The organism is Kitasatospora sp. NPDC029367 (genome assembly GCF_055569135.1).
Map to the genome: position 1 here is coordinate 1 of NZ_JBVHYH010000093.1, position 25,742 is coordinate 25,742.

The window sequence follows — 25,742 nt, forward strand, 5'->3', positions numbered from 1 at the left end:
TGGCACGCTGTTGAGTTCTCAAGGAACGGACGCTTCCTTCGGACCGCCTTCCAGCGGGCCCTCCGGGCGCTTCGTTCTTTCGTGTTCCCAGCTTACCAGACGCTTTCCGCTCCGTTTTCCGGAGTTTCATTCATCCGATTTTCCGAACTGGTCGGGCCGCTTTTCGCGACGACCACCACTTTAGCGCATTTCAAGAGTGACTCGAAATTCACGATCACACCCTGTCGACGGATACGCCGACGAACCCAACCGAATGGGCTTCGAAGTGTGAGAGTGGGTCTTGCTGAGTGGGGTGGCCGCTCCAGCGACTCGTTCAACACTAGGCCACCTGGAGGGCATCGTCAAACGTCGAGGGCGGGATCCGGCTGGATCCCGCCCTCGATCATCGAAGCCGCAGCTCAGCGGCGTCGGTTTTCAGTCATTCGCTCACTCGGCCGAACCAGCCGAGTCAACCGAGCCAGCCGCCGCCGACGCCGGCACCAGCTCCGCCGCCGCCAGGTTCCGCTTGCCGCGGCGCAGCACGAGCCAGCGCCCGTGCAGCAGGTCGGCCTCGGTCGGCACCGCCTCCTCGTCCGTCACCTTGACGTTGTTGAGGTAGGCGCCGCCCTCCTTGACCGTCCGGCGGGCGGCCGAGCGGCTCGGCGCCAAGCCGACGGCGACCAACAGGTCGACGATCGGCTGGAGTTCGGTGACCTCGGCCTTCGGGACCTCGGCGAGGGCCGCGGCCAGGGTCGGGGCCTCCAGGTCGGCCAGGTCGCCCTGCCCGAACAGGGCCTTGGACGCAGCGACCGCGCGCTCGTACTGCTCGGCGCCGTGGACGAGGGTCGTGAGCTCCTCGGCCAGGGCGCGCTGGGCGAGACGGGCGGCGGGGCGCTCGGAGGTCTCGCGCTCCAGCTCCTCGATCTCCTCCTTCGAGCGGAAGCTGAAGATCCGCAGGAAGTTGGAGACGTCCCGGTCGTCCGCGTTCAGCCAGAACTGGTAGAAGGCGTACGGGGTGGTCAGCTCGGGGTCGAGCCAGACCGTGCCGGACTCGGTCTTGCCGAACTTGGTGCCGTCGGCCTTGACGATCAGCGGCGTGGCCAGCGCGTGCACGGACTTGCCTTCGGCCTTGCGGATCAGGTCCGTGCCGGCGGTCAGGTTGCCCCACTGGTCGCTACCGCCGGTCTGCAGGGTGCAGCCGTAGCGGCGGTTCAGCTCCAGGAAGTCCATGCCCTGGAGGATCTGGTAGCTGAACTCGGTGTAGCTGATGCCCGCGTCGGAGTTGAGCCGTCGGGCGACGGCCTCCTTGGCGATCATGTTGTTGACCCGGAAGTACTTGCCGACGTCGCGCAGCAGGCTGATCGCCGACATCCCGGAGGTCCAGTCCAGGTTGTTGACCATACGCGCCGCGTACGGGCCCTCGAAGTCGAGGAAGCGCGAGATCTGGCCGCGCAGGCGCTCGACCCAGCCGGCCACCGTCTCGGGGTCGTTGAGCACGCGCTCGGCGGTGGGCTTCGGGTCGCCGATCAGGCCGGTGGCGCCACCGACCAGGCCGAGCGGAAGGTTCCCCGCCTGCTGGATGCGGCGCATGGTGAGGATCTGCACGAGGTTGCCGAGGTGCAGGCTGGGGGCCGTCGGGTCGAAGCCGCAATAGAACGTGACCGGGCCGTCCGCGAACGCCTTGCGCAGTGCGTCCTCGTCGGTGGACAGGGCGATCAGCCCACGCCACCGCAGCTCGTCGACGATGTCCGTCACGGTCACGCTTCTCCTTCGATCGGGCGTCCGCCCGTTGTCGGCCCGGTTCGGTTCGGTCGGGCTCCGGGTCGGTACGACTCCAGCCTGATAGAGCCTACGCGGTTCCGGCCAGCGAGTTTCCCCCGAGGCACCGGGCCGGTCGGCCGGGGTCCCGCCCCGATTCGGCCGGGGTCCCTCCCCCGGGTCCCTCCCCGATACCGGAAATTCCGTTGTTAGTCGGCTGTGGGCCCATTCAGAGTGGTTTCACCGCCGCGCGGCGGCAGTGACGTGTGTGGAGACGGTCGTGCCGCCGTGGCACGCCCGTGGGAAGGGTGTGCCCAGTGCGCAACACGCTGGTTCTGAACGCGAGCTACGAGCCCCTGACGACGGTGTCGCTCCAGCGCGCCGTCGTCCTGGTGCTCCAGGACAAGGCGGTGGTGGAGCAGGCGCATCCGTTGCGCTCGATCCGGGGTACGGGCGTGATCGTTCCGGTGCCCCGGGTGATCAGACTGCAGAGGTACGTGAGGGTGCCGTTCCGACAACAGGCCCCGTGGTCGCGGCGGGGAGTCCTGGCCAGGGACCAGCACCTGTGCGCGTACTGCGGGCACCGGGCCACCACGGTGGACCACCTCCACCCCAAGTCGCGCGGTGGCGAGGACAGTTGGCTGAACACCGTGGCCGCGTGCGCCGAGGACAACCAGCGCAAGGCCGACCGGACACCCGAGCAGGCCGGGATGAAGCTGCTCCGGCGCCCGTTCGTCCCGACGCCGCAGGCCACCCTGATGCTGGCGCTGGGTCTGCGCGGCTCGGAGGCCCGGGAGCTCGCCGACTGGCTGCCGGCCGTACCGGGGCAGCCGGTCACGGCGGCCTAGCGACGGCCCGGCCAACCACACGGCCCGGCCACCCACACGGCCGGGTCCCGGGGCTCAGCCCTTCGCCTGGAAGCCCGAGGCCGTTCCGTAGTTGGCCGCGTGCTCGGGCACCACGACCACCTGCCCGCCACCGATCAGCACCCGCCCGGAGAGCAGCAGCGAGCCGGTGCCGGACGGGAAGTTGCCGCCGACCGCCTCCTGGCCGCCCGCCAGCGGGAAGCGGCCGAGGCGGGCGGGCTGGTCGCGGCGCTCGTCGGCGGCCAGCACCAGCGAGCCGCCGTCGATGCCGACAGCCCGGGCGGTGCCCTTGGCGGTGGTCGGCGCCTTCCAGCGCTGCTTGCCCGTGTCCAGGTCGTAGCCGACGGCGGACACCGGCCCGCCCGGGTTCGCCGGGGTCATCGCGGCCACCATCGTGCGGCCCTCGAAGAAGACCTCGGGGGTGGCCGAAAACGTCCCATGGGTGACGGCCAGCCGGCCGCCGTCGGTGACCACCGGGATCTCGGCGGCCGGGTCGCCTGCCGAGCCCCAGGCGAACACCCGGTCGTCCTCGGGCTTCGCGCCCGTGGTGAGCACCACGGCGGGTTCGGCGGAGAGGACGGTGACGGTCTTCGGCTGGTTGTTCAGGCCCCGCCACCAGCCGACCTTGCCGTCCGCCGCGTTCAGCGAGACGGCCTGGTCGGCGGGCGTGGAGTCGGCGCAGGTGGAGGCGACCAGCACGGTCTTGCCGGTGACGCCGCCGGACAGGGTGCAGAACTTGCCCTGGCCGGTGTACTGCCAGACGTCCTTCCCGTCGCCCGACGCCCAGGCCACCGCCCGGTCGTCGCCGACCGCGATCACCATGTCCTCGGTGACGCCGATCCGCGCCGAGTAGGCGCCCTTGGCGTCCGAGAGGGTCTTGGTCCAGGCGGTCTTGCCGGTCTTGGTGTCCACGGCGGCGACCAGCGTGCAGGGGCTCTTCGGGTCGGCCTGCGGCCGGAACAGGGCGGCGCCCAGCCCGGCCTGGTTCACGCCCGCCGACAGTCCGCACGGGACGGCCCCGGCCGCCGGGGGCTCGACCGACCAGGTCGGCTTGCCCGCCGTCCGGTCGTAGGCGTGCACGCCGGAGCCGTCGGCGCGGACCACCGCGTCGGCCAGCAGCCAGCTGCCGACCAGCGTGTCGTCGCCCGCGGGCTGCGCGGCGGCGACGGGCTGCGCGGACCAGGCCTTGGTGTGCGCCACCGCGAACCCGGGCTCGCCTCCGCTGCTCGCGGCCGCGCTGCCACCGCCCTCGGCACCGACCGTCAGCGCGGCGGTTATCAGCACCCCGAGCGCGGCCACCCCGGCGCCGGCCCGCACCAGCAGGGCCCGTCGACTGGGCACGTGCTCCCCGGTCAGCACGGCCGACCGGACCTTGTCCACGAGCGAGGAGGCGGCGGGAGAGGCGGAACCGCCGTCACCGCGCCGGCCCGCGCGCGAGCGCGCAGCGGGCTCGGCGGGCTCGGCAGGCGCCGCAGGCGCGGCGGCCTGGTCACCGGTCTCCCCCACGGCGGCCGCCGGCTCCGCCGGGGGCTCCGGGGATTCCTCCAACCGCACGTACCCGTCGGCCGAGTACTCCGCCCCCGCCGGGACGTACAGCCCGTCCGCCACCGGCCGGTCCTGCGGCTCGGCGGCGTACGGCTGCTGCTGCCCGTACCCCGGGTTCCCGGGGTACTCCGAGTGCTCCGGATAGCCCGGCTGCGACTGCTGGTACGGCTGGTACGGCTGCCCCTGGGCGTACCCGCCCTCGACGTAGCCGGTCTGCCCGTAGCCGCCCTGCTGGTCGTACGCGGGCTGCCAGTGACCGCCCTGCTGCTCGTGGTGCGGCGCCTGCGGCCACTGCCCGTGCGGCTCCGGCTGCTGCCACTGCGCCTGCTGCTGCGGGTCGTGGTATCCCGGCCAGTCCTGCTGCGGGCCCTGGGGGTACCACGGCTGCTGCTGCTGGGCGTGGGGGTCTCCGAAGGGCTCCTGCGCCACCGTTCCGTCCCTCCCTGCCCCCGCTGCCTGCCGATTGCGGCAGTCAGCATCTCACGCCCGCCCCGGCCCGCCGCCCGGGCCCTCGGCGCAAGAGGGGGCGGCACGGGACCGGGCGGGACGGAGCAAGGCCGAGCAAGGCGGAGCGGGCTCTCAGGCCGCGGACTCCGCGCGCAGGGCCTCGTCGATCCGGGCGGCGAGGGTGAAGTCCAGGCCGGTGAGGCCGCCGGCGCTGTGCGTGGACAGCACGAAGCGCAGGGTGCGCCAGCGGATGTCGATGTCGGGGTGGTGGTCGAGCGCCTCGGCCTGCTCGGCGACGGCGACGACCACCCGGATCGCGGCCGGGAAGTCGGGGGCGTCGGCGCTGCGGACGATGCTGTCGCCGTCCCGGCGCCACAGCGGCACGGCCGCCAGGGCCGCCACGATCTCGTCCTCGCTCAGTCGGGCCCTGCTGCTCATCGGTGCGCTCCGGGGGTCGTCGGTCGTGCCGGCGGGGTGCCGGTCGGGCGGGGTGCCGGTCAGGCGGCCTTCCGGCGCGGACGGACCACCAGTTCGCCGCCGCAGTTGGGGCAGTTGGCGGCCATGGCCTCGGTGCAGTCGGCGCAGAAGGTGCACTCGAAGGAACATATCGAGGCGGGGCCGTCGGCGGTCAGCGACACCTCACAGCGCTCGCAGATCTCGCGCATCTCCAGGGCCATGGCACACTCTCCGGTTCAGGTACGACGGTTCGGTCCGCCGTACGATCCCACGGCCGTCCGAGGCCCGGTCAACTCAGCTCAGCAGCAGCTTGGTGACGGCCGCGAGTCCGACCACCACGATGACCCCGCGCAGCGCGGCCGGCGGGAGGCGGCGGCCGACCTTGGCGCCGATCAGGCCGCCGACCAGCGAGCCCGCCGCGATCAGCCCGGCGGCCGTCCAGTTCACCGTCGCGGTGAACAGGAAGAACAGGGCGGCGACCCCGTTGACGATCAGCGCCAGCGCGTTCTTCACCGCGTTGATCCGCTGCAGCTCCTCCTGGAGCAGCATGCCCATCAGCGCCATCAACAGGACGCCCTGGGCCGCGCCGAAGTAGCCGCCGTAGATGCCGGTGAGGAACACCCCGGCCAGCAGCGCCGGGCCGCCGTCCGGATCGCCGTCGGCGCGCCGTCGGGCCGCGACGGCCTTGGCCACCCGGGGCTGGACCACCACCAGGACGAGGGCGAGCAGGATCAGCGCCGGGACGATCGCGTCGAAGGCGCCACTGGGCAGTTTGGTCAGCAGCAGCGCGCCGAGCAGCCCGCCGAGCAGCGAGGCGGTGCCCATCCGGCGCAGCCGGCGGCCCTGGCCGGCCAGTTCGCGGCGGTAGCCGAACACGCCGCTGAGCGAGCCGGGCACCAGGCCGAAGGAGTTGGAGACGTTGGCGGTCACCGGCGGGATGCCGACCGCGAGCAGGACCGGGAAGGTGATCAGGGTGCCGGAGCCGACGATCACGTTGATCATCCCGGCGCCTACACCGGCCACCAGGACGGCGATCGCCTCCCAGAGCGTCATGGGTCACCCCTCCTCGTGGTCCTGTCCGAGGGGATCATGCCGGACGGCGCACCCGCCCGACCAGGCCCGACCACCATTCGGGACGTACGCCACACCACCCGGGCACCACACGAGCGCGTACCGAAGAAACAGCGGGGCCCGCCACCAGCAGGCAGCGGGCCCCGACCGGAGGACCGGTCCGATCACTCCGGGTCGATCACTCCGGGTCGATCACTCCGGGTCGATCTTGCGGTACTCCCGCGCCGGGTCCACCCGGGGCCGGGCGGCACCCTTCTCGACGTCCACCGGCCGCGGCCCGGCCGCCGGGTCCAGCGGCACCTGGGTCGCCGCCGGGGGCGCCTGGGGGACGCTCGGCGCGGCCACCGCGCCGCCGTTGGCACCGCCGCCGTTGCCGGCCAGGCCGGTGAAGGCACCGCCGAGGCCCTTGAGCGCGTCGCCGACCTCGCTGGGGATGATCCAGAGCTTGTTGGAGTCGCCCTTGGCCAGCTCGGGCAGGGTCTGCAGGTACTGGTAGGCGAGCAGCTTCTGGTCGGCGTCGCCGTCGTGGATGGCCTCGAAGACCGTCCGGATCGCGGCCGCCTCACCGTCGGCGCGCAGCACCGCGGCCTGCGCCTCACCCTCGGCCCGGAGCACGTCCGCCTGCTTCTCACCCTCGGCCTTGAGGATCTGCGCCTGGCGCTGGCCCTCGGCGGTGAGGATCGCGGCGCGCTTGTCACGGTCGGCGCGCATCTGCTTCTCCATCGAGTCCTGGATGGAGGTCGGCGGCTCGATCGCCTTGAGCTCGACGCGGTTGACCCGGATGCCCCACTTGCCGGTGGCCTCGTCCAGCACGCCGCGCAGACCGGCGTTGATGACCTCGCGCGAGGTCAGGGTGGACTCCAGGTCCATCGAGCCGATGATGTTGCGCAGCGTGGTGACGGTCAGCTGCTCGATGGCCTGAATGTAGCTGGCGACCTCGTAGGTGGCGGCCCGGGGGTCGGTGACCTGGTAGTAGATGACGGTGTCGATGTTGACGACCAGGTTGTCCTGGGTGATCACCGGCTGCGGCGGGAACGGGACGACCTGCTCGCGCAGGTCGATCCGGTTGCGGACCCGGTCGATGAACGGCACGACGATGTTCAGCCCTGCGTTGAGCGTCCGGGTGTAGCGGCCGAAGCGCTCCACGATCGCGGCGCTGGCCTGCGGGATGACCTGGATCGTCTTGATCAGCGCGATGAAGGCCACCACGACCAGGACGACCAAAACGATAAGGACGGGTTCCACGGACTCTCCCCTAGACGACCAGGGCGGTCGCGCCCTGGATTTCGACGACGTCGACCTGCTGCCCGGGCTGGTAGACCTGGTCCGGGTGGAGCGCGCGGGCCGACCAGATCTCACCGTTGAGCTTGATCCGACCACCCTCCCCGTCGACGGTTTCCGCGACGACCGCGGTGGCGCCCTGGAGCGCCTCGATGCCCATCTTGACCTGCGGGCCCTTCTGCAGCTGCCGGTAGGCGATCGGGCGGACGAAGGCCACCAGCGCGACCGAGACCACCAGGAAGGTCACGGTCTGGAGGACCACTCCCGCGCCCAGCCCGGCCGCCCCGGCGGCCGCGAGCGCGCCGACCGCGAACATGGCGAACTCCGGCATCGCGGTGAGCACCAGCGGTATGCCGAGTGCTGCGGCGGCCAGGAGCCACCAGATCCAGCTGTCCACACGACCATCCTAGGGAGCGAAGGGTCTTCGAGGCGGACAGTTCCCGCAGGTCGAGGGGCGGAAACCGGTCGCCCGTGCGACCGGTTTCCGAGGGCCCGCGCGGAAGTCGGACGGACGCTGGGTCAGCCCAGCGGCAGACCCTGCGCCGACCAGCGGTCGCCGTGGCGCTCCAGGGTCAGCGGCAGGCCGAAGCACTTGGAGAGGTTGCGGGCGGTCAGCTCGGTGTCGATCGGGCCGGCCGTGAGCACCTTGCCCTGACGGATCATCAGCACGTGGGTGAAGCCGGGGGCGATCTCCTCGACGTGGTGGGTGACCATCGCCATGGCCGGCGCGAACTCGTCCTGGGCCAGCGCGCCGAGCCGGCGGACCAGGTCCTCCCGGCCGCCGAGGTCCAGGCCGGCCGCCGGCTCGTCGAGCAGCAGCAGCTCGGGGTCGGTCATCAGGGCGCGGGCGATCAGGGTGCGCTTGCGCTCGCCCTCGGAGAGGGTGCCGAACTTGCGGCCGGTCAGGGCGGCCATGCCCATCCGGTCGAGCAGGGCGAGGGCGCGGCCCTCGTCGGACTGCTCGTAGGACTCCTGCCAGCTGACCGTCATGCCGTAGGCCGCGGTGAGCACGGTCTGCAGCACGGTCTGCTCGGCCGGCAGCTTGTCGAACATCGAGGCGCCGGCCAGGCCGATCCGGGAGCGCAGCTCGAAGACGTCGATCTCGCCCAGCTTCTCGCCCAGCACCGAGACCTTGCCCGAGGTCGGGAAGAGGTACGAGGAGGCGATCTGCAGCAGGGTGGTCTTGCCGGCGCCGTTCGGGCCCAGGATGACCCAGCGCTCACCCTCGGAGATGGACCACGAGACCTGGTCGACCAGCGCGCGACCCTCCCGGACCACGGATACGTCCACCAGCTCCAGCACGTCGCTCATGCCCACGCCTTCCCCAAATACACAAATGTCGGCCGTCGGTGCGGGCGGCGGACCGACCCCGGCAGCCGGTGGGCACGGGATGGGTGCGCCGCACGCGCATGGGCAAACCTACGCCACGCGGATGACCGCCGATTCCGTAGGCTGGCCGGATGCTCGTGACTCCTGCCGACAATCCGTACGAAGAGCCCCGTTCGGGGCGGCTGACCGCCTGGGGCAACGCTCTGCTGAGCGGCCTGGTGGCACCGGACGACGCCGCCGAGGCCGTGCTCGGCACCGACGAGGGCCACCGGGTGGCCGACCTGCCCGGGGACGCGCCGGGCGAGCAGCACGCGCTGACCTGGGCGTTGGGGCGGCTGCGGGTGCTGGGCGTGACGGGCCTGCGGCTGGCGCTGCCCTCGGCCGGGCACCCGCTGGGCCTGACCGGCCCGGCGGCGTTCAACGAGCGCGCCATGGCGGCCGGCGAGGCCGTGCTCGCGGTGGGCGCACCGCTCGGACTGGTGCCGGAGATCACGGTGTTCGGCCCGGAGGGCGACCGCTCGGCCACCGTGCTGTGGCGCTGCGCCGAGGTCGGCGACGCCCCGCCGGCCGACGTGCCCTCGCTGCACGAGGCCGAGCGCGAGCTGACGGACGGGCTGCGCGAGGCGACCGTCCTGCTGACCAGGCTGGACGTGGCGGGCGCGGGCCCGGAGGCGCTGCGCGCCCTGGAGGCGTACCGCCGGCGCGGCCACGCCGAGCTGCTGGCCCCCGGCTACCCGCCGCGCGCCGTCCGGGTGCTGGAGTCGGCCCGCCAGGTGTCCGCCCTGCTGGCGATCGCCTCGGGCGGCCACGGCGCGGCCGTGAGCGCCTCGGAGATGGCCGCCCGGCAGTCGGTGCTGGCCCCGCTGCGGCGCACCGCGCGGCGGGCCCAGGTCGCCGCCTACAACGCCCTGGTGGACGAGCGCGAGGACCACTGACGGAGGGCCGACCGCCGGCGGGGGCCTCAGGCCCGGGCCTCGCCGTTGCGGACGGCCCACAGCGCGGCCTGGGTGCGGTCGGCGAGGTCCAGCTTCATCAGGATGTTGGAGACGTGGGTCTTCACCGTCTTCTCCGACAGGTGCAGGCTGCGGGCGATCTCCCGGTTGGAGCGGCCGTCGGCGATGTGGCCGAGCACCTCGCGCTCGCGCTCGGTGAGGGTGCCGCCGCGGCCCTGCGGGACGCGCGGGCCGTCGTCGGCGAGCAGCGCCTCGGCGAGTTCGGGCTGGAGCAGCACGTGGCCGGCGTGCACCGAGCGGATCGCCCCGGCCAGCGCCTCCGGGTCCACGTCCTTGTAGACGTACCCGGCGGCGCCGGCCCGCAGCGCGGGGACCATGGTGCGGTGCTCGGTGAAGCTGGTGACGATCAGGATCCGGGCCCGGCTGCCGCCGTCCTTGAGGGTGCGCAGCGCCTCGATGCCGTCGACGCCGGGCATCTTGAGGTCCATCAGGACGACGTCCGGGTCGAGTTCGCGGGCGCGTTCGACGCCCTCGGCCCCGTCGGCGGCCTCCCCGACCACCTCGATGTCGTCCTGGACCTCCAGGAAGGTGCGCAGCCCGCGGCGGACCACCTGGTGGTCGTCGACCAGCAGGACGCGGATCGACGGCGTGCTCTCAGGCACCGGGGACCTCCATCTCGACGAGCGTCCCCTTGCCGGGGGCGGACTCCAGGGTGAGCGTGCCGCCGACGGCGGCCGCGCGGTCGCGCATCGAGGCCAGACCGAGGTGGCGACCGGCCCGGCGGACGGACTCGGGGTCGAAGCCCCGGCCGTCGTCGCGCACCCGCAGCACGGCGCCGCGGGCGGGGGTGCCGGCCAGGGTGACGGTGACCCGGCCGGCGCCGGAGTGGCGCAGCGCGTTGTGCAGCGCCTCCTGGGCGACCCGCAGCAGCGCGGCCTCCTGGGCGGGCGGCAGGGCGCGGACGCCGTCGGCGGCGAAGGCGAGGTCGGCGGTGTGGGCGCGGTCGAGGACCTGCACCTGGGAGGCGAGGGTGGCGCTCAGCCCGTCCTCCTCCAGGGCGGCGGGGCGCAGTTCGACCACCACGGCGCGCAGTTCGTCGGCGGCCTCGGCGGCGAGCCGGGCGACCTCCTCGAGTTCGGCGCGGGCCCGGGCCGGGTCGCGGTCGACGAGCTTGGCGGCGGCCTTGGCGGTCAGCCGCAGCGAGAACAGCTTCTGCGAGACGGCGTCGTGCAGGTCGTGGGCGATCCGGGCGCGCTCGCCGGCCAGGGTGAGTTCGCGGCTGCGTTCGTACAGCCGGGCGTTGGTGAGGGCGAGGGAGGCGTGGGCGGCGAGGATCCGCAGCAGTTCCTCGTCGTGGTCGGTGAACAGGCCGCCGCCGCGCTTGTTGGCGAGGAAGATGACGCCCGTCACCCGGGGTTCGTCCTCGCCGGCCTCGGTGTCGAGGATCGGCATGCCGAGGAAGGCGTCCATCTCGGGGTGGGCTTCGGGCCAGCCCTCGAAGGCGGGGGCCTTGCGGACGTCGGTGAGGCGGGTGGGGCCGGTCTCGTGCAGCAGTTCGGCGAGCACGCCGTGCTGGCGGGGCAGCGGGCCGATGGCCCGCCACTGCTCGTCGGTGATGCCGTCGACCACGAACTGGGCGAAGCCGCCGTGGTCGTCGGGCACGCCGAGGGCCGCGTACTCGGCGCCGAGCAGGTCGCGGGCGGAGGCGGTGATGCGGCGCAGCACCTCGCGGACCTCCAGGTGCCGGCTCATCGCGAGCAGGGCCTGGCTGACGGCCTCGATGCCGGCCAGCGGGTCGCAGGCGGAGCGCGGGTCGAGGGGGGTCGGGTGGTCACCGGTCGGGCTGGGCATACCGCCAAACTACCGCCGGCGCGGGGGCGTCCGCGTCCGTCCCCGGCCGCTCCGGGCGCAGGTCCGGGGACCTAGGCCGATGGGCCCGCACGCCCCGAGAACGCGAAGGGCGCTCCCCCACCCGGGGGAGCGCCCTTTCACAGCGGGGCTGGTCAGCCCTTCTGCATGACCTCGGGCTCGTGCCGGCGCTGCAGCCGGGTCACGATCACGCCGATCACGACCGAGATGACGATCAGCACGGCCGCGTCGATCGACCACTGGGCGACGCTGTGGTCCCACAGCGGGTCGTAGTTGGGGTTCTGGAAGTCCTTGTTCCAGGGCCCCATGAGGTGCGACAGGTCGAGCGTGGTGGCCACCATGCCGGTGCCCCAGCGGGCCGGCATCAGCCAGGCGACCTGCTCCAGGCCGGGCTTGCCGAAGATCTGGAAGAGGCAGCCGGTGAACACGACCTGGACGATGGCGAACATGACCAGCAGCGGCATGGTCTTCTCGGCGGTCTTCACCAGCGCGGAGATCATCAGGCCGAACATCATCGCGGCGAAGCTGAGCAGGATCATGCCGATGGTCATCTCGATCATCGGGATGTTCTTGACGATCAGGCCGTGCTCGGGGAGCTTGCGCGGCAGGAAGCCGACGGCGGAGATGATCGCGCCCTGGATGACCGAGAAGATGCCCAGCACGATGATCTTGGACATCATGTACGCCGAGCGGGACAGGCCGGTGGCCCGTTCCCGTTCGTAGATCGCCCGTTCCTTGATCAGCTCGCGGACCGAGTTGGCCGCCCCGGAGAAGCAGGCGCCGATCGCCAGGATCAGCAGGATCGTCGCGGCCCCGTTGTTGAGGTGCAGCTGGGTCTTCGGGTTGGGTGCGAGCCCCGGTTCGTTGGGGATCAGCACGCTGACCGCGCCGATCACCGCCGGCAGCAGCACCGACAGCGCCAGGAAGCCGCGGTCCGAGGCGAGCACCGACATGTAGCGGCGCATCAGCGTCCACAGCTGCGAGCCCCAGCTCTGCGGCTTGGGCGGCCGGACGGCCTCCTGGGCGACCTGGACGTGCTGCACCTCGCCCGCCTCGACGGTCGGGGCGGAGTACTGCTGGTAGTGCACCGAACCGCGGTAGCGGCCGGCCCAGTCGTGGTCGGGGTAGTTCTCGAAGGCCTGGAAGACGTCCGCCCAGGTCTCGTACCCGAAGAAGTGCAGCGCCTCGTCCGGCGGGCCGAAGTAGGCCACCGAGCCGCCCGGCGCCATCACCAGCAGCCGGTCGCAGAGCGCGAGTTCGGCCACCGAGTGGGTGACGACCAGGATGGTGCGGCCGTCGTCGGCGAGGCCGCGCAGCATCTGCATGACCTCGCGGTCCATGCCCGGGTCGAGGCCCGAGGTGGGCTCGTCCAGGAAGATCAGCGAGGGCTTGGTGAGCAGCTCCAGGGCGACCGAGACGCGCTTCTGCTGGCCGCCGGAGAGTGCGGTGATCTTGTTGTCGGCGCGCTTGTCCAGGCGCAGCTCGTACAGCACCTCGTCGATCCGGGCGTCGCGCTCGCGGGCCTCGGTGTCGCCGGGGAAGCGCAGCCGGGCCGCGTACTTGAGGCCCTTCCGCACGGTGAGCTCGCGGTGCAGGATCTCCGACTGCGGCACCAGGCCGATCCGGGAGCGGAGTTCGGCGAACTGCTTGTAGAGGTTGCGGCCGTCGTACAGCACCTCGCCGCGGTCGGCCGGGCGGTAGCCGGTGAGGGCGCGCAGCAGGGTCGACTTGCCGGAGCCGGACGGGCCGATGACGGCCACCAGGGACTTCTCCGGGACGCCGAAGCTGACGTCGTTGAGCAGGACCTTCTTGCCGCCCTTGTGGTCGACCTCGACGGTCAGGTGGCGGGCGGAGAAGGAGACCGCGCCGGTGTCGACGAACTCCTGGAGCTGGTCGCCGACCAGGACGAAGCTGGAGTGGCCGACGGTCAGCCGGTCCTGCGGGCCCATCAGCTGGCGCTGCACCGGCTGGCCGTTGAGGAAGATGCCGTTGTGGCTGCCGAGGTCGACGATCTCGTAGCGGCCGTCCGGCAGTTGGCGCAGCTCGGCGTGGTGGCGGGAGACCTGGAGGTCGGACACCACGATGTCGTTGTCCAGCGCGCGGCCGATCCGGATGGTGCGCATACCGGCCGTCAGGTTGCGGATCACCGTCGGCTGCGGGCCGCCGCCGTCGTGCTGCGGCGGAGCGGGGAAGCCCTGCTGCTGCGCCGGGAAGCCGCCGTGCTGCGCGGGGAAGCCGCCGTGCTGCGCCGCCTGCTGGTCCTGCGGCGGGTACGGCTGGGCGGCCTGCTGCTGCGGCACGTACTGCTGCGCGGGCTGCTGCTGCTGCGGCCAGGCCTGCTGCGCCTGCGGCTGCTGCTGGTACGGGTCCTGACCCGGCCAGGCCTGCTGCGGGGCGGGCTGCTGGGGCGTCGGGGCGGGGCTGCGGCTGGTGACGGCCTCGTGCACCGGGGTGGGCTGCGGGGCGGCGGCGTGGGCCGGCGCGGAGAAGGCGAGCCGGGGGCCGTTCTCCGGGTTGCCCAGGTTCACCACGGCACCGGGGAACAGCTGGGCCTGCATGGTGCGGGCGCCGGCCACGTAGGTGCCGTTGGTGCTGCCGTGGTCGTCCAGCTGCCAACCGCTGCCGTTGAAGCTGATGGTCCCGTGCTGCCAGGAGACCCTGGCGTCGTCGAACGTGAAGTCCGACTGCGGGTTGCGCCCGATGGTGTAGGACCGCCCGGGCTCAAGAGTCCGCTGCTGTCCGTTGATATCAATGACGAGTTGCGGCACTGCTTGCCTGCCCCGCTCTCTCGGTTCCCCCGATTTGGCCCCCGGCCGGGGGTGCACTGTTCCTCTGACTGACGGGGGGAATCATTCCAGCCCGCCGTCCGCAGGTGAAAGTCACCCCGGGTGACTGTGACCAGGCTGCTACCCGGGGCAGCCGGTCGGGCCGCGGGCACGGGTGTCCCGCGACGTGGGACAGGTGCTCCCGGCGGGTCGACCGACGGGTAGCGTGGGAGCCACCATGAACGCATCGCCCCTGGCCGCTGAGCCCCTCCCCGCCGCCCAGCCCCGGACCGCGGACGAGCGCACCCTGCTCGTCAAGGTGTTCGGCAAGGACCGCCCCGGCATCACCGCCGGCCTGTTCGCCACCCTGGCCGGCTTCGGCGTCGACGTCATCGACATCGAGCAGGTCGTCACCCGTGGTCGCATCACGCTGTGCGCCCTGGTCACCCCGCCCCGCGCGCCCGACGCGGAGGGCGGCCTGCGGGCCACCGTGCACCGCTGGGCGGAGGAGCAGAAGCTCCAGGCCGAGATCCTCTCCGGCATCGGCGACAACCGGCCGCGCCGCGAGGGCCGTTCGCACGTGACGGTGCTCGGCCACCCGCTGACCGCGGCCGCCGTCTCCGCGCTGACCTCCCGGATCACCGCGGCGGGCGGCAACATCGACCGCGTCTTCCGCCTCGCCAAGTACCCGGTGACGGCGGTCGAGCTGGCCGTCTCCGGCGTGGCCACCGAGGAGCTGCGGGCCGAACTGGCCCAGGAGGCGGCCGCCCAGCGGGTGGACGTCGCGGTGATGGCCGCCGGGCTGGAGCGCCGGGCCAAGCGCCTGGTGGTGATGGACGTGGACTCCACGCTCATCCAGGACGAGGTGATCGAGCTGTTCGCCGCCCACGCGGGCTGCGAGGCGGAGGTCGCCGAGGTGACGGCGGCGGCGATGCGCGGCGAGCTGGACTTCGCCGAGTCGCTGCGGGCCCGGGTGGCCCTGCTGGCCGGGCTGGACGCCTCGGTGACCGAGAAGGTGCGCGCGGAGGTCCGGTTCACGCCGGGGGCGCGCACCCTGATCCGTACGCTCCAGCGGCTGGGCTTCCAGGTCGCGGTGGTGTCCGGCGGGTTCACCCAGGTCACCGACCACCTGGTGGAGCAGCTGGGGCTGGACTTCGCGGCGGCCAACACCCTGGAGGTGGTGGACGGGAGGTTCACCGGCCGGGTGGTCGGCGAGATCGTGGACCGCGCGGGCAAGGCCCGCTGGCTGGCCCGGTTCGCCGAGCAGGCGAAGGTGCCGCTGTCGCAGACGGTGGCGATCGGCGACGGCGCCAACGACCTGGACATGCTGAACGCGGCCGGGCTCGGGGTGGCCTTCAACGCCAAGCCCGTGGTGCGCGAGGCCGCCGACACCGCGGTGAACGTGCCCTTCCTGGACACCGTGCTGTACCTGCTCGGGATCACCCGCGAGGAGGTCGAGGCGGCCGACGGCGGCCTCTCGGTCGACTGAGGCGTGCTGACAACCGAGGGGCGCTGACCACTGAGGGGCGCGCGGATCGATCCGCGCGCCCCTCACGTACGTTCCGGGGCGAGCGCCCCGGAGGTCAGTCCTGCGGCGTGTAGTACGAGACCAGCTCGGCCACGCCCGGCTCGACGCCCTTCCACGAGCCGCTGAAGCTGAGCACCGCGATCGCCGCCGTCGGGAAGCCGCCCAGGCGCAGCCGCTCCAGCGCGTCCCGGTCCCCGGCGTCCCCGGCGAGCACCTGGGTCAGGCCCAGCACCCCGGGGTTGTGGCCGACCAGGACCACGTCCGCGTACTCCTCCGGGGTCTCCTGGAGGACGGCGATGATCTCGCCCGGGCTGGCCTCGTAGATCCGGTCCTCGTACACCGTCCGGCGGGCCCGCTTGGGCAGCTCGTGCGCCGCCAGCTTCCAGGTCTCGCGGGTGCGCAGGGCGGTGGAGCAGAGCACGTAGTCGGGGTTGATGCCGGAGTCGACCAGCCAGCGGCCGGCTTCCGGGGCCTGGTGACGGCCCCGGTCGGCCAGCGGCCGCTCGTGGTCGTCCACGCCGTTCGGCCAGTCGGCCTTGGCGTGGCGGAGAACGATGATCCTGCGGGGCGTGTCGGCGCTCATACCCAGCAAGCTTGGCAGAAAAGCGGCCCGGGGGCGCGATGCTCCCGGTTGCCGCCACTCCCCCGGGTGGCGGGTGCCGTCATGCCCCGCCCGCCGGGGTGTCACCGGGAGTACGGCGCCCGTGCACCCGCCGGTGCGGGCGGGCGGTGCGGCCGGGTCAGCCCATCGCGGTGGCGACGCTGGCGATGATCGCCACCAGCACCACGATGCCGCCGAAGAGGAGGGCGATGCGGCCGAGCTGCTTGCGGCCGTCGGTGGGGTTCGGGTCGAGAACGGGCATGTCGGGATTCTCCCACCCCGAACACGCCCGTCCCCGACCGGCCCCACCGCCTTGGTCGGGCCTTGACCTTCCCGTCAGGCCATGAACCGCTCGGTCAGGCCTTGACCCGCTCGGCGGGCAGGACGGCCTCGTCCTCGATGTGCCGGGCCTGGGCGGCGCGCAGGCCGAACAGCATCTGCGGCACCAGCAGCAGGGCCAGGAAGCCCAGCGGCCAGTACCACTCACCGGTGACGTCGTAGATCCGGCCGATCAGGATCGGGCCGGGGACGGAGATCAGGTAGCCGAGCCCCTGGGCGAACACGGACAGCTGGGCCACCCCGCCGGCCGTCCGGGCGCGCAGCCCGATCATGGTCAGCACCAGCGGGAAGGCGCAGTTGGACAGGCCCACCAGCACGGCCCACACCCACGGCGCCCCGGCCGGGGCGAGCGCCAGCCCGGAGTACCCGGCGATGCCGCAGCAGGCCAGCAGCACCACGAAGATCCGCTGGTCACCGCGCCGGGCCGCCAGGTTGGGCAGCACGAAGGAGACCGGCACGCCGATCACCATGGTGACCGCGAGCAGCACCCCGGAGGTGCCCTTGTCGATGCCGGAGTCCTGGAAGATCTTCGGCAGCCAGCCCATCACCACGTAGGCGCCGGTGGCCTGGAGGCCGAAGAAGCAGGCCATCGCCCAGGCCGTACGGCTGCGGGTGATCGGCAGCCTGGCGGCGGCGGGGGCGCCGCCGGCCCGCTCGCCGCGCTCGCGCTTGGCGATCAGCAGCGGCAGCCAGAGCAGCAGGGCGAGCGCCCCCAGGGCGGCCCAGCTGCCCAGGCCGTACCGCCAGTCCCCGCCGAGCGAGCTGGTCAGCGGCACGCTGACCAGGGCGGCCAGCGCGGTGCCGGCGGACAGCGCCATGGAGTACAGGCCGATCATCGGACCGACCTTCTCCGGGAAGTACCGCTTGATGACCACCGGCAGCAGCACGTTGGAGACCGCCACCCCGGCCAGGGCGAGCGCGGTGAACAGCAGGAACACCGCCGTACCGCCGGCGAAGGAGCGGGCCAGCACACCGGCCGTGATGGCGGCCATGCCGGCCGTGATCACGGCGATCGGGCCGATCCGGCGGGCCGCGGTCGGGGCGGCGAGGCCGAACAGCGCGAAGCAGAGCGAGGGGACGGCGGTCAGCAGCCCGGCGAGCGTCGGGTTCATCCCGAGGTCGTCGCGGACCTGGTCGAGCAGCGGTCCGAGGCTGGTGACCACGGGGCGCAGGTTGAAGGCGGCGGCGGCGATCGCGACGGCGAACAGCACGCCGAGGTACGTGCCGGGGGCGGACGGCCGCTCGGTCTGCGGCCGCTCCCCGCTCCGTGGGGAGGAGGTGGTGGTGTCTGCTGCGGGAGGCATGGGCGCCATCATAGAATGATGGGATGAATTGATGCACCTCGGAATTGGCATGATGTCCCGATCCGTTCGTCCATCAGCCGCTTTCCCCCCACGGCCCACCCAACCCCGTAGTCGCTAGGAGTCCCCGTGGCGCTGTCCTCGCCGAGGCGCACCCCGTTGTCCGACCAGGTGATCGCGCAGCTGCGCGCCCAGATCACCTCCGGGGAGTGGCCCGTCGGCTCGCGCATCCCCACCGAGGCCGCCCTGGTCGAACAGCTGGGGGTGGCCCGCAACACCGTCCGGGAGGCCGTCCGGGCGCTCGCCCACAACGGGCTGCTCGACATCCGCCAGGGCTCCGGCACGTACGTCCTGGCCACCAGCGAGCTGGCCGGGGTGATGCACCGCCGCTTCGCCGACGCCGACCAGGCGCAGGTCGCCGAGCTGCGGGCGGCGCTGGAGACCTCCGCGGCCGGCCTGGCCGCCGCCCGCCGCACCGACCGCGACCTCGACCTGCTGGACTCCGCGCTGGAACGGCGCGAGGCCGCCTGGCACTCCGGCGACGCCGAGGACTTTGTCCAGGCCGACGCCGCCTTCCACCACGCCGTGGTGGCCGCCGCCCACAACGACGTGCTGCTGGCCGTCTACTCCGACCTCGGTGAGGTCACCCGCGAGCACCTGCGCAACGACGTCGGCCCCGAGCTGATCGCCGAGCGCTACATCGGCCACCACACCATCCGGGACGCCATCCGGGACGGCGACCCCCAGCGCGCCTCGGTCGAGGCCGGCCGCGCCATCGGCGCCTGCGCGACGGCCGACGCGTAGGCGCGACCCGCCTCCGGGGCGGGACCGGAAACACGACTGCCCGGCACCCCCGCGAACGGGGGTGCCGGGCAGTGGCGGAAACCGGTCGGTCAGGCGCCGATCGCGTGCAGACCGCCGTCGACGTGGATGATCTCGCCGGTGGTCTTCGGGAACCAGTCCGAGAGCAGGGCGACGACGCCGCGGCCGGCCGGCTCCGGGTCGCTCAGGTCCCACTTGAGCGGGGAGCGGTGGTTCCAGGTGTCGGCCAGGTCGCCGAAGCCCGGGATGGACTTGGCGGCCATCGAGCCGATCGGGCCCGCCGAGATCAGGTTGCAGCGGATGTCCCGCTCTCCCAGGTAGCGGGCCAGGTAGCGGTTGGTCGACTCCAGGGCGGCCTTGGCCGGGCCCATCCAGTCGTACTGCGGCCACGCGTACTGGGCGTCGAAGGTCAGGCCGACCACCGAGCCGCCGTCCTGCATCAGCGGCAGCAGCGCCATGGTGAGCGACTTGAGCGAGTACGCCGAGACGTGCATCGCGGTGGCCACGGACTCCCACGGGGTGTCCAGGAAGTTGCCGCCCAGGGCGTCCTGCGGGGCGAAACCGATCGAGTGGACGATGCCGTCCAGGGTCGGCAGGGTCTCGCGGACCTGCTCGGCGATGCCGGCCAGGTCCTCCGGGCTGGAGACGTCCAGCGACAGCACCTTGACCGGCTTCGGCAGCTTCTTGGCGATGCGCTCGGTCAGGCTCGGGCGGGGGAAGGCGGTGAGGATGATCTCGGCGCCCTGCTCCTGGGCCAGCCGCGCGGTGTGGAAGGCGATGGAGGACTCCATCAGCACACCGGTGATCAGGATCCGCTTGCCCTCGAGGATTCCACTCATGATCAGTGACCCATGCCCAATCCGCCGTCGACGGGAATGACGGCTCCGGTGATGTACGCGGCCTCGTCCGAACCGAGGAACCGCACGGTGGACGCGACCTCGGCGGGCGCCGCGTAGCGGCCCAGCGGCACGCCCGAGACGATCTCCGCGCGGCGCTCGTCGCTGAGCACGGCGGTCATGTCGGTGTCGACGAAGCCGGGGGCGACCACGTTGACGGTGATGTTGCGCGGGCCGAGCTCGCGCGCCAGCGAGCGGGCGAAGCCGACCAGGCCGGCCTTGGAGGCGGCGTAGTTGGCCTGGCCCGGCGAGCCGGAGAGGCCCACCACGGAGGAGATCAGCACCACGCGGCCCTTGCGGGCGCGCATCATCAGCTTCGACGCGCGCTTGACCACCCGGAAGGTGCCGGTCAGGTTGGTGTCCAGGACGGACGTGAAGTCCTCCTCGGACATCCGCAGCAGCAGGGTGTCGTTGGTGATGCCCGCGTTGGCGACCAGCACCTCGACCGCGCCGTGCTTCTGCTCGATCTCGGTGAAGGCGGCGTCGACCTGCGCGGCGTCCGTGATGTCACAGCGCACCGCGAGGACGTCGAACTTCGCGAGGGCCTCGGGCACCTCGCCCGAACGGCTGGTGATGGCGACCTTGTCGCCCGCCTCGGCGAAGGCCTGGGCGATCGCGAGGCCGATGCCCCGGTTTCCTCCGGTGACGAGAACCGAGCGGCTCAACGATCCACCTCTCTCCGTGTCTGGGCGCGTCCGTCCGGACGCGTACGCAGTGTGACGCTATCGGGCGGTCGGCGGCGGGGGCGAATCGGTCTCCCACAGCGCCGCAGCAAAGGAACTGTCGCAATCCGACAATCCGCACCCGTGGCGCCCGGCCGTCCCGGCCGTCCGCCGCAGGCCGGGGCAGCGCCGCGAAAGGGCGCACTGTGCGGGAACAACACGGGCGGGCGTGCCCGTTGCCCCCGTGGTGCGGGCCGCCCCCGGGGCCGGACGTACCCTTCCCCCGAAGAGTCCCGGCGAGGAAACGAAGGCAGGGCGCATGACCAAGGCACGGCCCGGGAGCACCACCGGACGCGGACGACTGCTCGCCCTCACCGCCCTGGCTGCGGGCCTGGGCACGACCGCCTGGGCGCTGCGCGACCTGCCCGCGGCGTTCGGGCGCCGCCCCGACGGCGAGCACGAGGAGCGGGTGCGGGACTCCCCCCAGTACCGCGACGGCGTCTTCCACAACGCGCCCTCGACCCTCGCCCGGGCCGGGGACGCCCCCAGCGTCGACCGCGACACCGTCCGCCGGATGCTGTTCCAGCGCGAGGGCCGGGTCCCGGCCCACCCGGTGCCCACCGTCCGCCCCGCCACCACCCCCGGCCCGGCCGCCGAGGGCGTGGAGATCACCTGGTACGGGCACGCCTCCGCGCTGGTCGAGATCGAGGGCTCGCGCGTGCTGCTCGACCCGATCTGGAGCGACCGCTGCTCCCCCTCCGCCCACGTCGGCCCCAAGCGGCTGCACCCCGTCCCGGTGGAGCTGGAGGAGCTGCCGCCGGTCGACGCCGTGCTGATCTCCCACGACCACTACGACCACCTCGACATGGCGACCGTCAAGCGCCTGGTGCGCAGCCAGTCCGCGCCCTTCGCGGTGCCGCTCGGCATCGGCGGCCACCTGCGCCGCTGGGGCGTCCCGGAGCACCGGATCATCGAGCTGGACTGGGACGAGACCTGCACCCTGGGCGAGCTGGTCCTCACCCTCACCTCCGCGCACCACTTCTCCGGCCGCGGCCTGACCCGCAACACCACCCTGTGGGGCTCCTGGGTGATCGCCGGGCCCACCCGCAAGGTCTTCTACACCGGCGACTCCGGCTACTTCGAGGGCTATGCCCGGATCGGCGCGCAGCACGGCCCGTTCGACGCCGCCCTGGTGCAGATCGGCGCCTACGACGCGGCCTGGCCGGACATCCACATGACCCCCGAGGACGCCGTCCTCGCCCACCGGGACCTCACCGCCGGACTGCTGGTGCCGGTCCACTGGTGCACCTTCAACCTGGGCCTGCACCCCTGGGCCGAGCCGATCGAACGGCTGCTCAAGGAGGCCAAGGTCCAGGCCGTCCCGCTGGCCGTCCCGCGCCCCGGCGAGCGGATCGACGTGGACAACCCGCCGGAGCTGGACGGCTGGTGGGAGGCCGTCTCCTGACGGCCGCGCACGGAGCCGGACCGCCCTGGCCGAAACCGCGACGCCCCGGGTGAAATGCGCTGGCCGGGAACCCGGTGGAGGGGAAATGATGCGGTGCGGACGCCCCTGTGGCGCCGCACCGCCACCCTCCGCGACCTGGGAGCCCGATTGCCTCCGATCCCTCCGGCCGACAGCGCCGGCGCCGCGCACGGACGCGCCGTCGACCCGCTGTTCCTCGCCCTGCCGCTGCACGCCCTGGCCGACGCCGCCCTCGCCCGGGCCCGCGAACTCGGCGCCAGCCATGCCGACTTCCGCCTGGAGCGGGTCCGCAGCGCCTCGTGGCGGCTGCGCGACGCCCGTCCGGCCGGCACCTCCGACAGCGTGCAGCTGGGCTTCGCCGTCCGGGTGCTGCTGGACGGTGCCTGGGGCTTCGCCGCCGGGGTCGACCTCACCCCGGGGGCCGCGGCGGAGGTCGCCGCCCGGGCCGTCGCGGTGGCCCGGCTCTCCGGCGGGATCAGTCGGGCGGCCGGCTCCGCCGAGCGGGTCGAGCTGGCCGACGAGCCCGTCCACCGGGACGTCACCTGGGTCTCCTCGTACGAGGTCAACCCCTTCGAGGTACCGGACGCCGACAAGACCGCGCTGCTCGCCGAGCGCAGCGCCCGGCTGCTCGCCGCCCCCGGCGTGTCGCACGTCCAGGCGGCGCTGCTGACGGTGCAGGAGAACAAGTTCTACGCCGACACCGCGGGCACCGTGACGACCCAGCAGCGGATCCGGCTCTACTCCGACCTGGAGGCCACCTCGGTCGACGAGCGCACCGGCGCCTTCGACTCGATGCAGACCCTGGCCCCGCCGGTCGGCCGCGGCTACGAGTACCTGACCGGCACGGAGTGGGACTGGGACGCCGAGCTCGCCGAACTGCCCGTCCTGCTGGCCGAGAAGATGAAGGCCCCGAGCGTCCGCCCGGGCCGCTACGACCTGGTCATCGACCCGTCCAACCTCTGGCTGACCATCCACGAGTCGATCGGCCACGCCACCGAGCTGGACCGCGCGCTCGGCTACGAGGCCGCCTACGCCGGCACCTCCTTCGCCACCTTCGACCAGCTCGGCAGCCTGCGCTACGGCTCCGAGCTGATGAACGTCACCGGCGACCGCACCGCCGAGCACGGCCTGTCCACCATCGGCTACGACGACGAGGGCGTCGCCACCCAGTCCTGGGACCTGATCAAGGACGGCGTCCTGGTCGGCTACCAACTCGACCGCGGCATGGCCAAGTTGAAGGGCTTCGAGCGCTCCAACGGCTGCGCCTTCGCGGACTCCCCCGCGCACGTCCCGGTCCAGCGGATGGCCAACGTCTCGCTCCAGCCGGCCGCCGACGGCCCGGACACCGCGGGCCTGTTCGCCGGGGTGGAGAACGGCCTGTACATCGTCGGCGACCGCTCCTGGTCCATCGACATGCAGCGCTACAACTTCCAGTTCACCGGCCAGCGCGCCTACGCCATCAAGAACGGCGAACTCGCCGGCCAGGTCAAGGACTTCGCCTACCAGGCCACCACCACCGACTTCTGGGGCTCGATGGCGGCCGTCGGCGGCCCGCAGACCTACGTGCTCGGCGGCGCCTTCAACTGCGGCAAGGCGCAGCCCGGCCAGATCGCGGCGGTCAGCCACGGCTGCCCGTCGGCGCTGTTCCGCAACGTCAACGTGCTCAACACCCAGCAGGAGGCGGGTCACTGATGACCGCGATGCAGCCCCACGAACTCGTCGAGCTGGCCCTCGGCCTGTCCCGCGCCGACGGCTGCGTGGTGATCGCCGACGAGGAGTCCACCGCCAACCTGCGCTGGGCGGGCAACGCGCTGACCACCAACGGCGTCACCCGCGGCCGCCGCCTCACCGTGATCGCCACCGTGGCCGGCGCCGAGGGCACCGCCTCCGGCGTGGTCGCCCGCGAGGCCGTCACCGCCGAGGACGTCGAGGGCCTGGTCCGCGCCGCCGAGGCGGCGGCCCGCGCGGCCGGACCGGCGGAGGACGCCCAGCCGCTGGTCGACGGCCGGCCGTCCTCCCCCGACTTCACCGAGCCGCCCGCGGAGACCTCCATCGAGGTGTTCGAGGCCTTCGGCCCGGCCCTCGGCGAGGCCTTCGCCCGCGCCGCCGCCCAGGGCGAGCTGCTGTACGGCTTCGCCCGGCACGAACTCACCACCAGCTACCTGGGCAGCTCCACCGGCCTGCGACTGCGCCACGACCAGCCCACCGGCATGGTCGAGATCAACGGCAAGACCGCCGACCTCTCCGGCTCGGCCTGGGTCGGCGCCGCCACCCGGGACTTCACCGACGTCGACGTCCCCGCCCTGCACGCCGAACTCACCAAGCGGCTCGGCTGGGGCGCCCGCCGGATCGACCTGCCCGCCGGGCGGTACGAGACGCTGCTGCCGCCCGCGGCCGTCGCCGACCTGCTGCTCTGCCTGCACTGGGCGGCCGGCGGCCGGGACGCCGTCGAGGGCCGGTCGGTCTTCTCCCGGCCCGGCGGCGGCACCCGGATCGGCGACAAGCTCGCCGCGCTGCCGCTGACCCTGCGCGCCGACCCGAACGAGCCCGGCCTGGAGGCCGCCCCGTTCGTGCTGGCGCACCGCACCGGCGGCGACGTCTCGGTCTTCGACAACGGCGCGCCGATCGAGGCCACCGAGTGGATCCGCGAGGGCGTGCTGACCGAGCTGGTCACCAGCCGCCACACGGCCGGCCTCACCGGCCTGCCGCTGCGCCCGGGCATCGACAACCTGGTGCTGGAGACGGCCGACCAGGAGTCCGCGCCGACCCTGGACGAGATGATCGCCCGCACCGAGCGCGGCCTGCTGCTCACCTGCCTCTGGTACATCCGCGAGGTGGACCCGGCGACGCTGCTGCTCACCGGCCTCACCCGGGACGGCGTCTACCTGGTGGAGAACGGCGAGGTGGTCGGCGCGGTCAACAACTTCCGGTTCAACGAGTCCCCGGTCGACCTGCTCGGCCGGATCACCGAGGCGGGCCGCACCGAGCCCTGCCTGCCCCGCGAGTGGAGCGACTACTTCACCCGCACCGCGATGCCACCCGTGCGTGTCGCGGACTTCAACATGAGTTCGGTCAGCCCGGCCTCATAGCCGCTGACCGACGGGGGATGGAAAGAACATGATGGACGAGAAGCGGCTGGTCAGATCGAGCAAGATGCTGTCGCGCATCCTGCGGCACGAGCCGGAGCTGGTCGGGATCACGCTGGACGACTCCGGCTGGGTCCGGATCGACGTCCTGCTCGGCGCCCTCGCGGCGAAGGGCAGGCCGCTCACCAGGCCCGAGCTCGACCACATCGTGGCCAGCAACAACAAGCGCCGCTTCGGCTACTCCCCGGACGGCCTCTCGATCCGCGCCAACCAGGGCCACTCGGTGGCGGTCGACCTCGGTCTGACCGCCACCGTGCCGCCGCCGGTGCTCTACCACGGCACCGCCGACCGCCATCTGGCGTCGATCTTCCGCGAGGGGCTGCGCCCGATGACCCGGCAGGACGTCCACCTCTCGGCGGAGACCGAGACGGCCACCCGGGTCGGCGCCCGGCACGGCCGCCCGGTCGTGCTGACCGTCAACGCGGCCGCGATGGCGGCGGCCGGCCACGAGTTCCGGCTCAGCGAGAACGGCGTCTGGCTCACCGACGCCGTCCCCCCGCAGTACCTCTCCCGGCGCTCGTAGACACTCCTGACGCCGTACGGCTCCTCTATCACGCCCGACCGGGTGGGCCCCGCCCACCCGGTCTCGTCGTCCCGGGCACCCGGGCGTACCGTGAGGAGGCCGCGCGGAACGGCGCGCGGATG

General features: G+C 72.9%; 24 protein-coding genes. 8 read left to right on the forward strand and 16 right to left on the reverse strand.

What is annotated here, in order from left to right; translation table 11 throughout:
* Positions 1–426: 426 nt before the first annotated feature.
* Positions 427–1,734, reverse strand: a complete 1,308-nt coding sequence (tyrS, locus tag ACZ4W5_RS33880; protein WP_360241251.1) for a tyrosine--tRNA ligase — start codon at positions 1,732–1,734, stop codon at positions 427–429.
* 320 nt (positions 1,735–2,054) lie between these two features.
* On the opposite strand from tyrS, the gene ACZ4W5_RS33885 reads away from it, so the two are divergent.
* Positions 2,055–2,585, forward strand: coding sequence for an HNH endonuclease (locus ACZ4W5_RS33885; protein WP_360241232.1), 531 nt, complete (start codon positions 2,055–2,057; stop codon positions 2,583–2,585).
* Between the two features lie 54 nt (positions 2,586–2,639).
* Here the strand turns inward: ACZ4W5_RS33885 and ACZ4W5_RS33890 are convergent, their stop codons facing one another.
* The 7 genes from ACZ4W5_RS33890 to ACZ4W5_RS33920 all read right to left on the reverse strand — a co-directional run bounded on the left by ACZ4W5_RS33890 (position 2,640) and on the right by ACZ4W5_RS33920 (position 8,714).
* Complete coding sequence (locus ACZ4W5_RS33890) at positions 2,640–4,577, reverse strand: outer membrane protein assembly factor BamB family protein (RefSeq protein ID WP_465658886.1); 1,938 nt, start codon at positions 4,575–4,577, stop codon at positions 2,640–2,642.
* Positions 4,578–4,727: 150 nt separating this feature from the next.
* Positions 4,728–5,033 carry a 4a-hydroxytetrahydrobiopterin dehydratase gene (locus tag ACZ4W5_RS33895; protein WP_465658888.1) on the reverse strand — a complete coding sequence of 102 codons (306 nt, stop codon included), beginning with the start codon at positions 5,031–5,033 and terminating at the stop codon, positions 4,728–4,730.
* 59 nt (positions 5,034–5,092) lie between these two features.
* Positions 5,093–5,272 (reverse strand): DUF1272 domain-containing protein, encoded by a 180-nt coding sequence (locus ACZ4W5_RS33900; RefSeq protein ID WP_360241223.1) that lies wholly within the window; start codon positions 5,270–5,272, stop codon positions 5,093–5,095.
* A gap of 73 nt (positions 5,273–5,345) precedes the next feature.
* Positions 5,346–6,104, reverse strand: a complete 759-nt coding sequence (locus ACZ4W5_RS33905) for a sulfite exporter TauE/SafE family protein (protein ID WP_402490587.1) — start codon at positions 6,102–6,104, stop codon at positions 5,346–5,348.
* Positions 6,105–6,314: 210 nt separating this feature from the next.
* Positions 6,315–7,367 (reverse strand): SPFH domain-containing protein, encoded by a 1,053-nt coding sequence (locus ACZ4W5_RS33910; RefSeq protein WP_402490590.1) that lies wholly within the window; start codon positions 7,365–7,367, stop codon positions 6,315–6,317.
* Positions 7,368–7,377: 10 nt separating this feature from the next.
* The gene (locus tag ACZ4W5_RS33915) at positions 7,378–7,800 is read right to left on the reverse strand and encodes an NfeD family protein (RefSeq protein ID WP_402490593.1); all 423 of its coding nucleotides are present in this window, start codon (positions 7,798–7,800) and stop codon (positions 7,378–7,380) included.
* Positions 7,801–7,922: 122 nt separating this feature from the next.
* Positions 7,923–8,714, reverse strand: a complete 792-nt coding sequence (locus tag ACZ4W5_RS33920; protein WP_402490595.1) for an ABC transporter ATP-binding protein — start codon at positions 8,712–8,714, stop codon at positions 7,923–7,925.
* Positions 8,715–8,863: 149 nt separating this feature from the next.
* On the opposite strand from ACZ4W5_RS33920, the gene ACZ4W5_RS33925 reads away from it, so the two are divergent.
* Entirely contained in the window at positions 8,864–9,667 is an 804-nt protein-coding gene (locus ACZ4W5_RS33925) for a hypothetical protein (RefSeq protein ID WP_360241208.1), read from the forward strand.
* Positions 9,668–9,693: 26 nt separating this feature from the next.
* Here ACZ4W5_RS33925 and ACZ4W5_RS33930 read toward each other — a convergent pair whose 3' ends face one another.
* The 3 genes from ACZ4W5_RS33930 to ACZ4W5_RS33940 all read right to left on the reverse strand — a co-directional run bounded on the left by ACZ4W5_RS33930 (position 9,694) and on the right by ACZ4W5_RS33940 (position 14,322).
* Positions 9,694–10,347: a response regulator gene (locus ACZ4W5_RS33930; RefSeq protein WP_465658891.1), complete on the reverse strand. Its 654-nt coding sequence runs from the start codon at positions 10,345–10,347 to the stop codon at positions 9,694–9,696.
* Complete coding sequence (locus ACZ4W5_RS33935) at positions 10,340–11,437, reverse strand: GAF domain-containing sensor histidine kinase (protein WP_360241248.1); 1,098 nt, start codon at positions 11,435–11,437, stop codon at positions 10,340–10,342. Before ACZ4W5_RS33935 ends, ACZ4W5_RS33930 begins: the two co-directional genes overlap by 8 nt.
* Positions 11,438–11,688: 251 nt before the next feature.
* Complete coding sequence (locus ACZ4W5_RS33940) at positions 11,689–14,322, reverse strand: FHA domain-containing protein (protein WP_465658893.1); 2,634 nt, start codon at positions 14,320–14,322, stop codon at positions 11,689–11,691.
* 235 nt (positions 14,323–14,557) lie between these two features.
* Here ACZ4W5_RS33940 and serB point away from each other — a divergent pair, with 235 nt between their 5' ends.
* Positions 14,558–15,808: a phosphoserine phosphatase SerB gene (gene serB / locus ACZ4W5_RS33945; RefSeq protein ID WP_360241199.1), complete on the forward strand. Its 1,251-nt coding sequence runs from the start codon at positions 14,558–14,560 to the stop codon at positions 15,806–15,808.
* Positions 15,809–15,902: 94 nt separating this feature from the next.
* On the opposite strand, the gene ACZ4W5_RS33950 is transcribed toward serB, so the two are convergent.
* From ACZ4W5_RS33950 to ACZ4W5_RS33960, 3 genes are all read right to left on the reverse strand, one after another.
* Complete coding sequence (locus tag ACZ4W5_RS33950) at positions 15,903–16,430, reverse strand: SixA phosphatase family protein (protein WP_360241196.1); 528 nt, start codon at positions 16,428–16,430, stop codon at positions 15,903–15,905.
* 157 nt (positions 16,431–16,587) lie between these two features.
* On the reverse strand, positions 16,588–16,710 hold the full coding sequence (locus tag ACZ4W5_RS33955) for an SGM_5486 family transporter-associated protein (RefSeq protein ID WP_360241193.1): 123 nt from the start codon (positions 16,708–16,710) through the stop codon (positions 16,588–16,590).
* Between the two features lie 94 nt (positions 16,711–16,804).
* Complete coding sequence (locus ACZ4W5_RS33960) at positions 16,805–18,091, reverse strand: CynX/NimT family MFS transporter (RefSeq protein WP_360241190.1); 1,287 nt, start codon at positions 18,089–18,091, stop codon at positions 16,805–16,807.
* 126 nt (positions 18,092–18,217) lie between these two features.
* On the opposite strand from ACZ4W5_RS33960, the gene ACZ4W5_RS33965 reads away from it, so the two are divergent.
* Positions 18,218–18,892, forward strand: coding sequence for a FadR/GntR family transcriptional regulator (locus tag ACZ4W5_RS33965; RefSeq protein ID WP_360241187.1), 675 nt, complete (start codon positions 18,218–18,220; stop codon positions 18,890–18,892).
* 89 nt (positions 18,893–18,981) lie between these two features.
* Here ACZ4W5_RS33965 and fabI read toward each other — a convergent pair whose 3' ends face one another.
* Positions 18,982–19,749 carry an enoyl-ACP reductase FabI gene (gene fabI, locus ACZ4W5_RS33970; protein ID WP_360241184.1) on the reverse strand — a complete coding sequence of 256 codons (768 nt, stop codon included), beginning with the start codon at positions 19,747–19,749 and terminating at the stop codon, positions 18,982–18,984.
* A gap of 2 nt (positions 19,750–19,751) precedes the next feature.
* Positions 19,752–20,471 carry a 3-oxoacyl-[acyl-carrier-protein] reductase gene (fabG, locus tag ACZ4W5_RS33975; protein ID WP_360241181.1) on the reverse strand — a complete coding sequence of 240 codons (720 nt, stop codon included), beginning with the start codon at positions 20,469–20,471 and terminating at the stop codon, positions 19,752–19,754.
* A 316-nt stretch (positions 20,472–20,787) separates the two neighbouring features.
* On the opposite strand from fabG, the gene ACZ4W5_RS33980 reads away from it, so the two are divergent.
* The 4 genes from ACZ4W5_RS33980 to ACZ4W5_RS33995 all read left to right on the forward strand — a co-directional run bounded on the left by ACZ4W5_RS33980 (position 20,788) and on the right by ACZ4W5_RS33995 (position 25,620).
* Complete coding sequence (locus ACZ4W5_RS33980) at positions 20,788–21,933, forward strand: MBL fold metallo-hydrolase (RefSeq protein WP_360241178.1); 1,146 nt, start codon at positions 20,788–20,790, stop codon at positions 21,931–21,933.
* Positions 21,934–22,089: 156 nt separating this feature from the next.
* The gene (locus tag ACZ4W5_RS33985) at positions 22,090–23,643 is read left to right on the forward strand and encodes a TldD/PmbA family protein (protein ID WP_465658902.1); all 1,554 of its coding nucleotides are present in this window, start codon (positions 22,090–22,092) and stop codon (positions 23,641–23,643) included.
* Complete coding sequence (locus tag ACZ4W5_RS33990; protein WP_465658896.1) at positions 23,643–25,040, forward strand: metallopeptidase TldD-related protein; 1,398 nt, start codon at positions 23,643–23,645, stop codon at positions 25,038–25,040. Before ACZ4W5_RS33985 ends, ACZ4W5_RS33990 begins: the two co-directional genes overlap by 1 nt.
* 31 nt (positions 25,041–25,071) lie before the next feature.
* Complete coding sequence (locus tag ACZ4W5_RS33995; RefSeq protein WP_360241242.1) at positions 25,072–25,620, forward strand: RNA 2'-phosphotransferase; 549 nt, start codon at positions 25,072–25,074, stop codon at positions 25,618–25,620.
* The last annotated feature ends 122 nt before the right edge of the window (positions 25,621–25,742 follow it).

What these genes read in the sequence shown, in the direction of transcription:
- ACZ4W5_RS33895 (WP_465658888.1), bottom strand. Translation starts at nt 5,033, where the DNA reads ATGAGCAGCAGGGCCCGACTGAGCGAGGACGAGATCGTGGCGGCCCTG.
- ACZ4W5_RS33900 (WP_360241223.1), bottom strand. Translation starts at nt 5,272, where the DNA reads ATGGCCCTGGAGATGCGCGAGATCTGCGAGCGCTGTGAGGTGTCGCTG.
- ACZ4W5_RS33905 (WP_402490587.1), bottom strand. Translation starts at nt 6,104, where the DNA reads ATGACGCTCTGGGAGGCGATCGCCGTCCTGGTGGCCGGTGTAGGCGCC.
- ACZ4W5_RS33920 (WP_402490595.1), bottom strand. Translation starts at nt 8,714, where the DNA reads ATGAGCGACGTGCTGGAGCTGGTGGACGTATCCGTGGTCCGGGAGGGT.
- ACZ4W5_RS33925 (WP_360241208.1), top strand. Translation starts at nt 8,864, where the DNA reads ATGCTCGTGACTCCTGCCGACAATCCGTACGAAGAGCCCCGTTCGGGG.
- ACZ4W5_RS33935 (WP_360241248.1), bottom strand. Translation starts at nt 11,437, where the DNA reads ATGAGCCGGCACCTGGAGGTCCGCGAGGTGCTGCGCCGCATCACCGCC.
- serB (WP_360241199.1), top strand. Translation starts at nt 14,558, where the DNA reads ATGAACGCATCGCCCCTGGCCGCTGAGCCCCTCCCCGCCGCCCAGCCC.
- ACZ4W5_RS33950 (WP_360241196.1), bottom strand. Translation starts at nt 16,430, where the DNA reads ATGAGCGCCGACACGCCCCGCAGGATCATCGTTCTCCGCCACGCCAAG.
- ACZ4W5_RS33955 (WP_360241193.1), bottom strand. Translation starts at nt 16,710, where the DNA reads ATGCCCGTTCTCGACCCGAACCCCACCGACGGCCGCAAGCAGCTCGGC.
- ACZ4W5_RS33960 (WP_360241190.1), bottom strand. Translation starts at nt 18,091, where the DNA reads ATGCCTCCCGCAGCAGACACCACCACCTCCTCCCCACGGAGCGGGGAG.
- fabI (WP_360241184.1), bottom strand. Translation starts at nt 19,749, where the DNA reads ATGAGTGGAATCCTCGAGGGCAAGCGGATCCTGATCACCGGTGTGCTG.
- ACZ4W5_RS33980 (WP_360241178.1), top strand. Translation starts at nt 20,788, where the DNA reads ATGACCAAGGCACGGCCCGGGAGCACCACCGGACGCGGACGACTGCTC.
- ACZ4W5_RS33990 (WP_465658896.1), top strand. Translation starts at nt 23,643, where the DNA reads ATGACCGCGATGCAGCCCCACGAACTCGTCGAGCTGGCCCTCGGCCTG.
- ACZ4W5_RS33995 (WP_360241242.1), top strand. Translation starts at nt 25,072, where the DNA reads ATGGACGAGAAGCGGCTGGTCAGATCGAGCAAGATGCTGTCGCGCATC.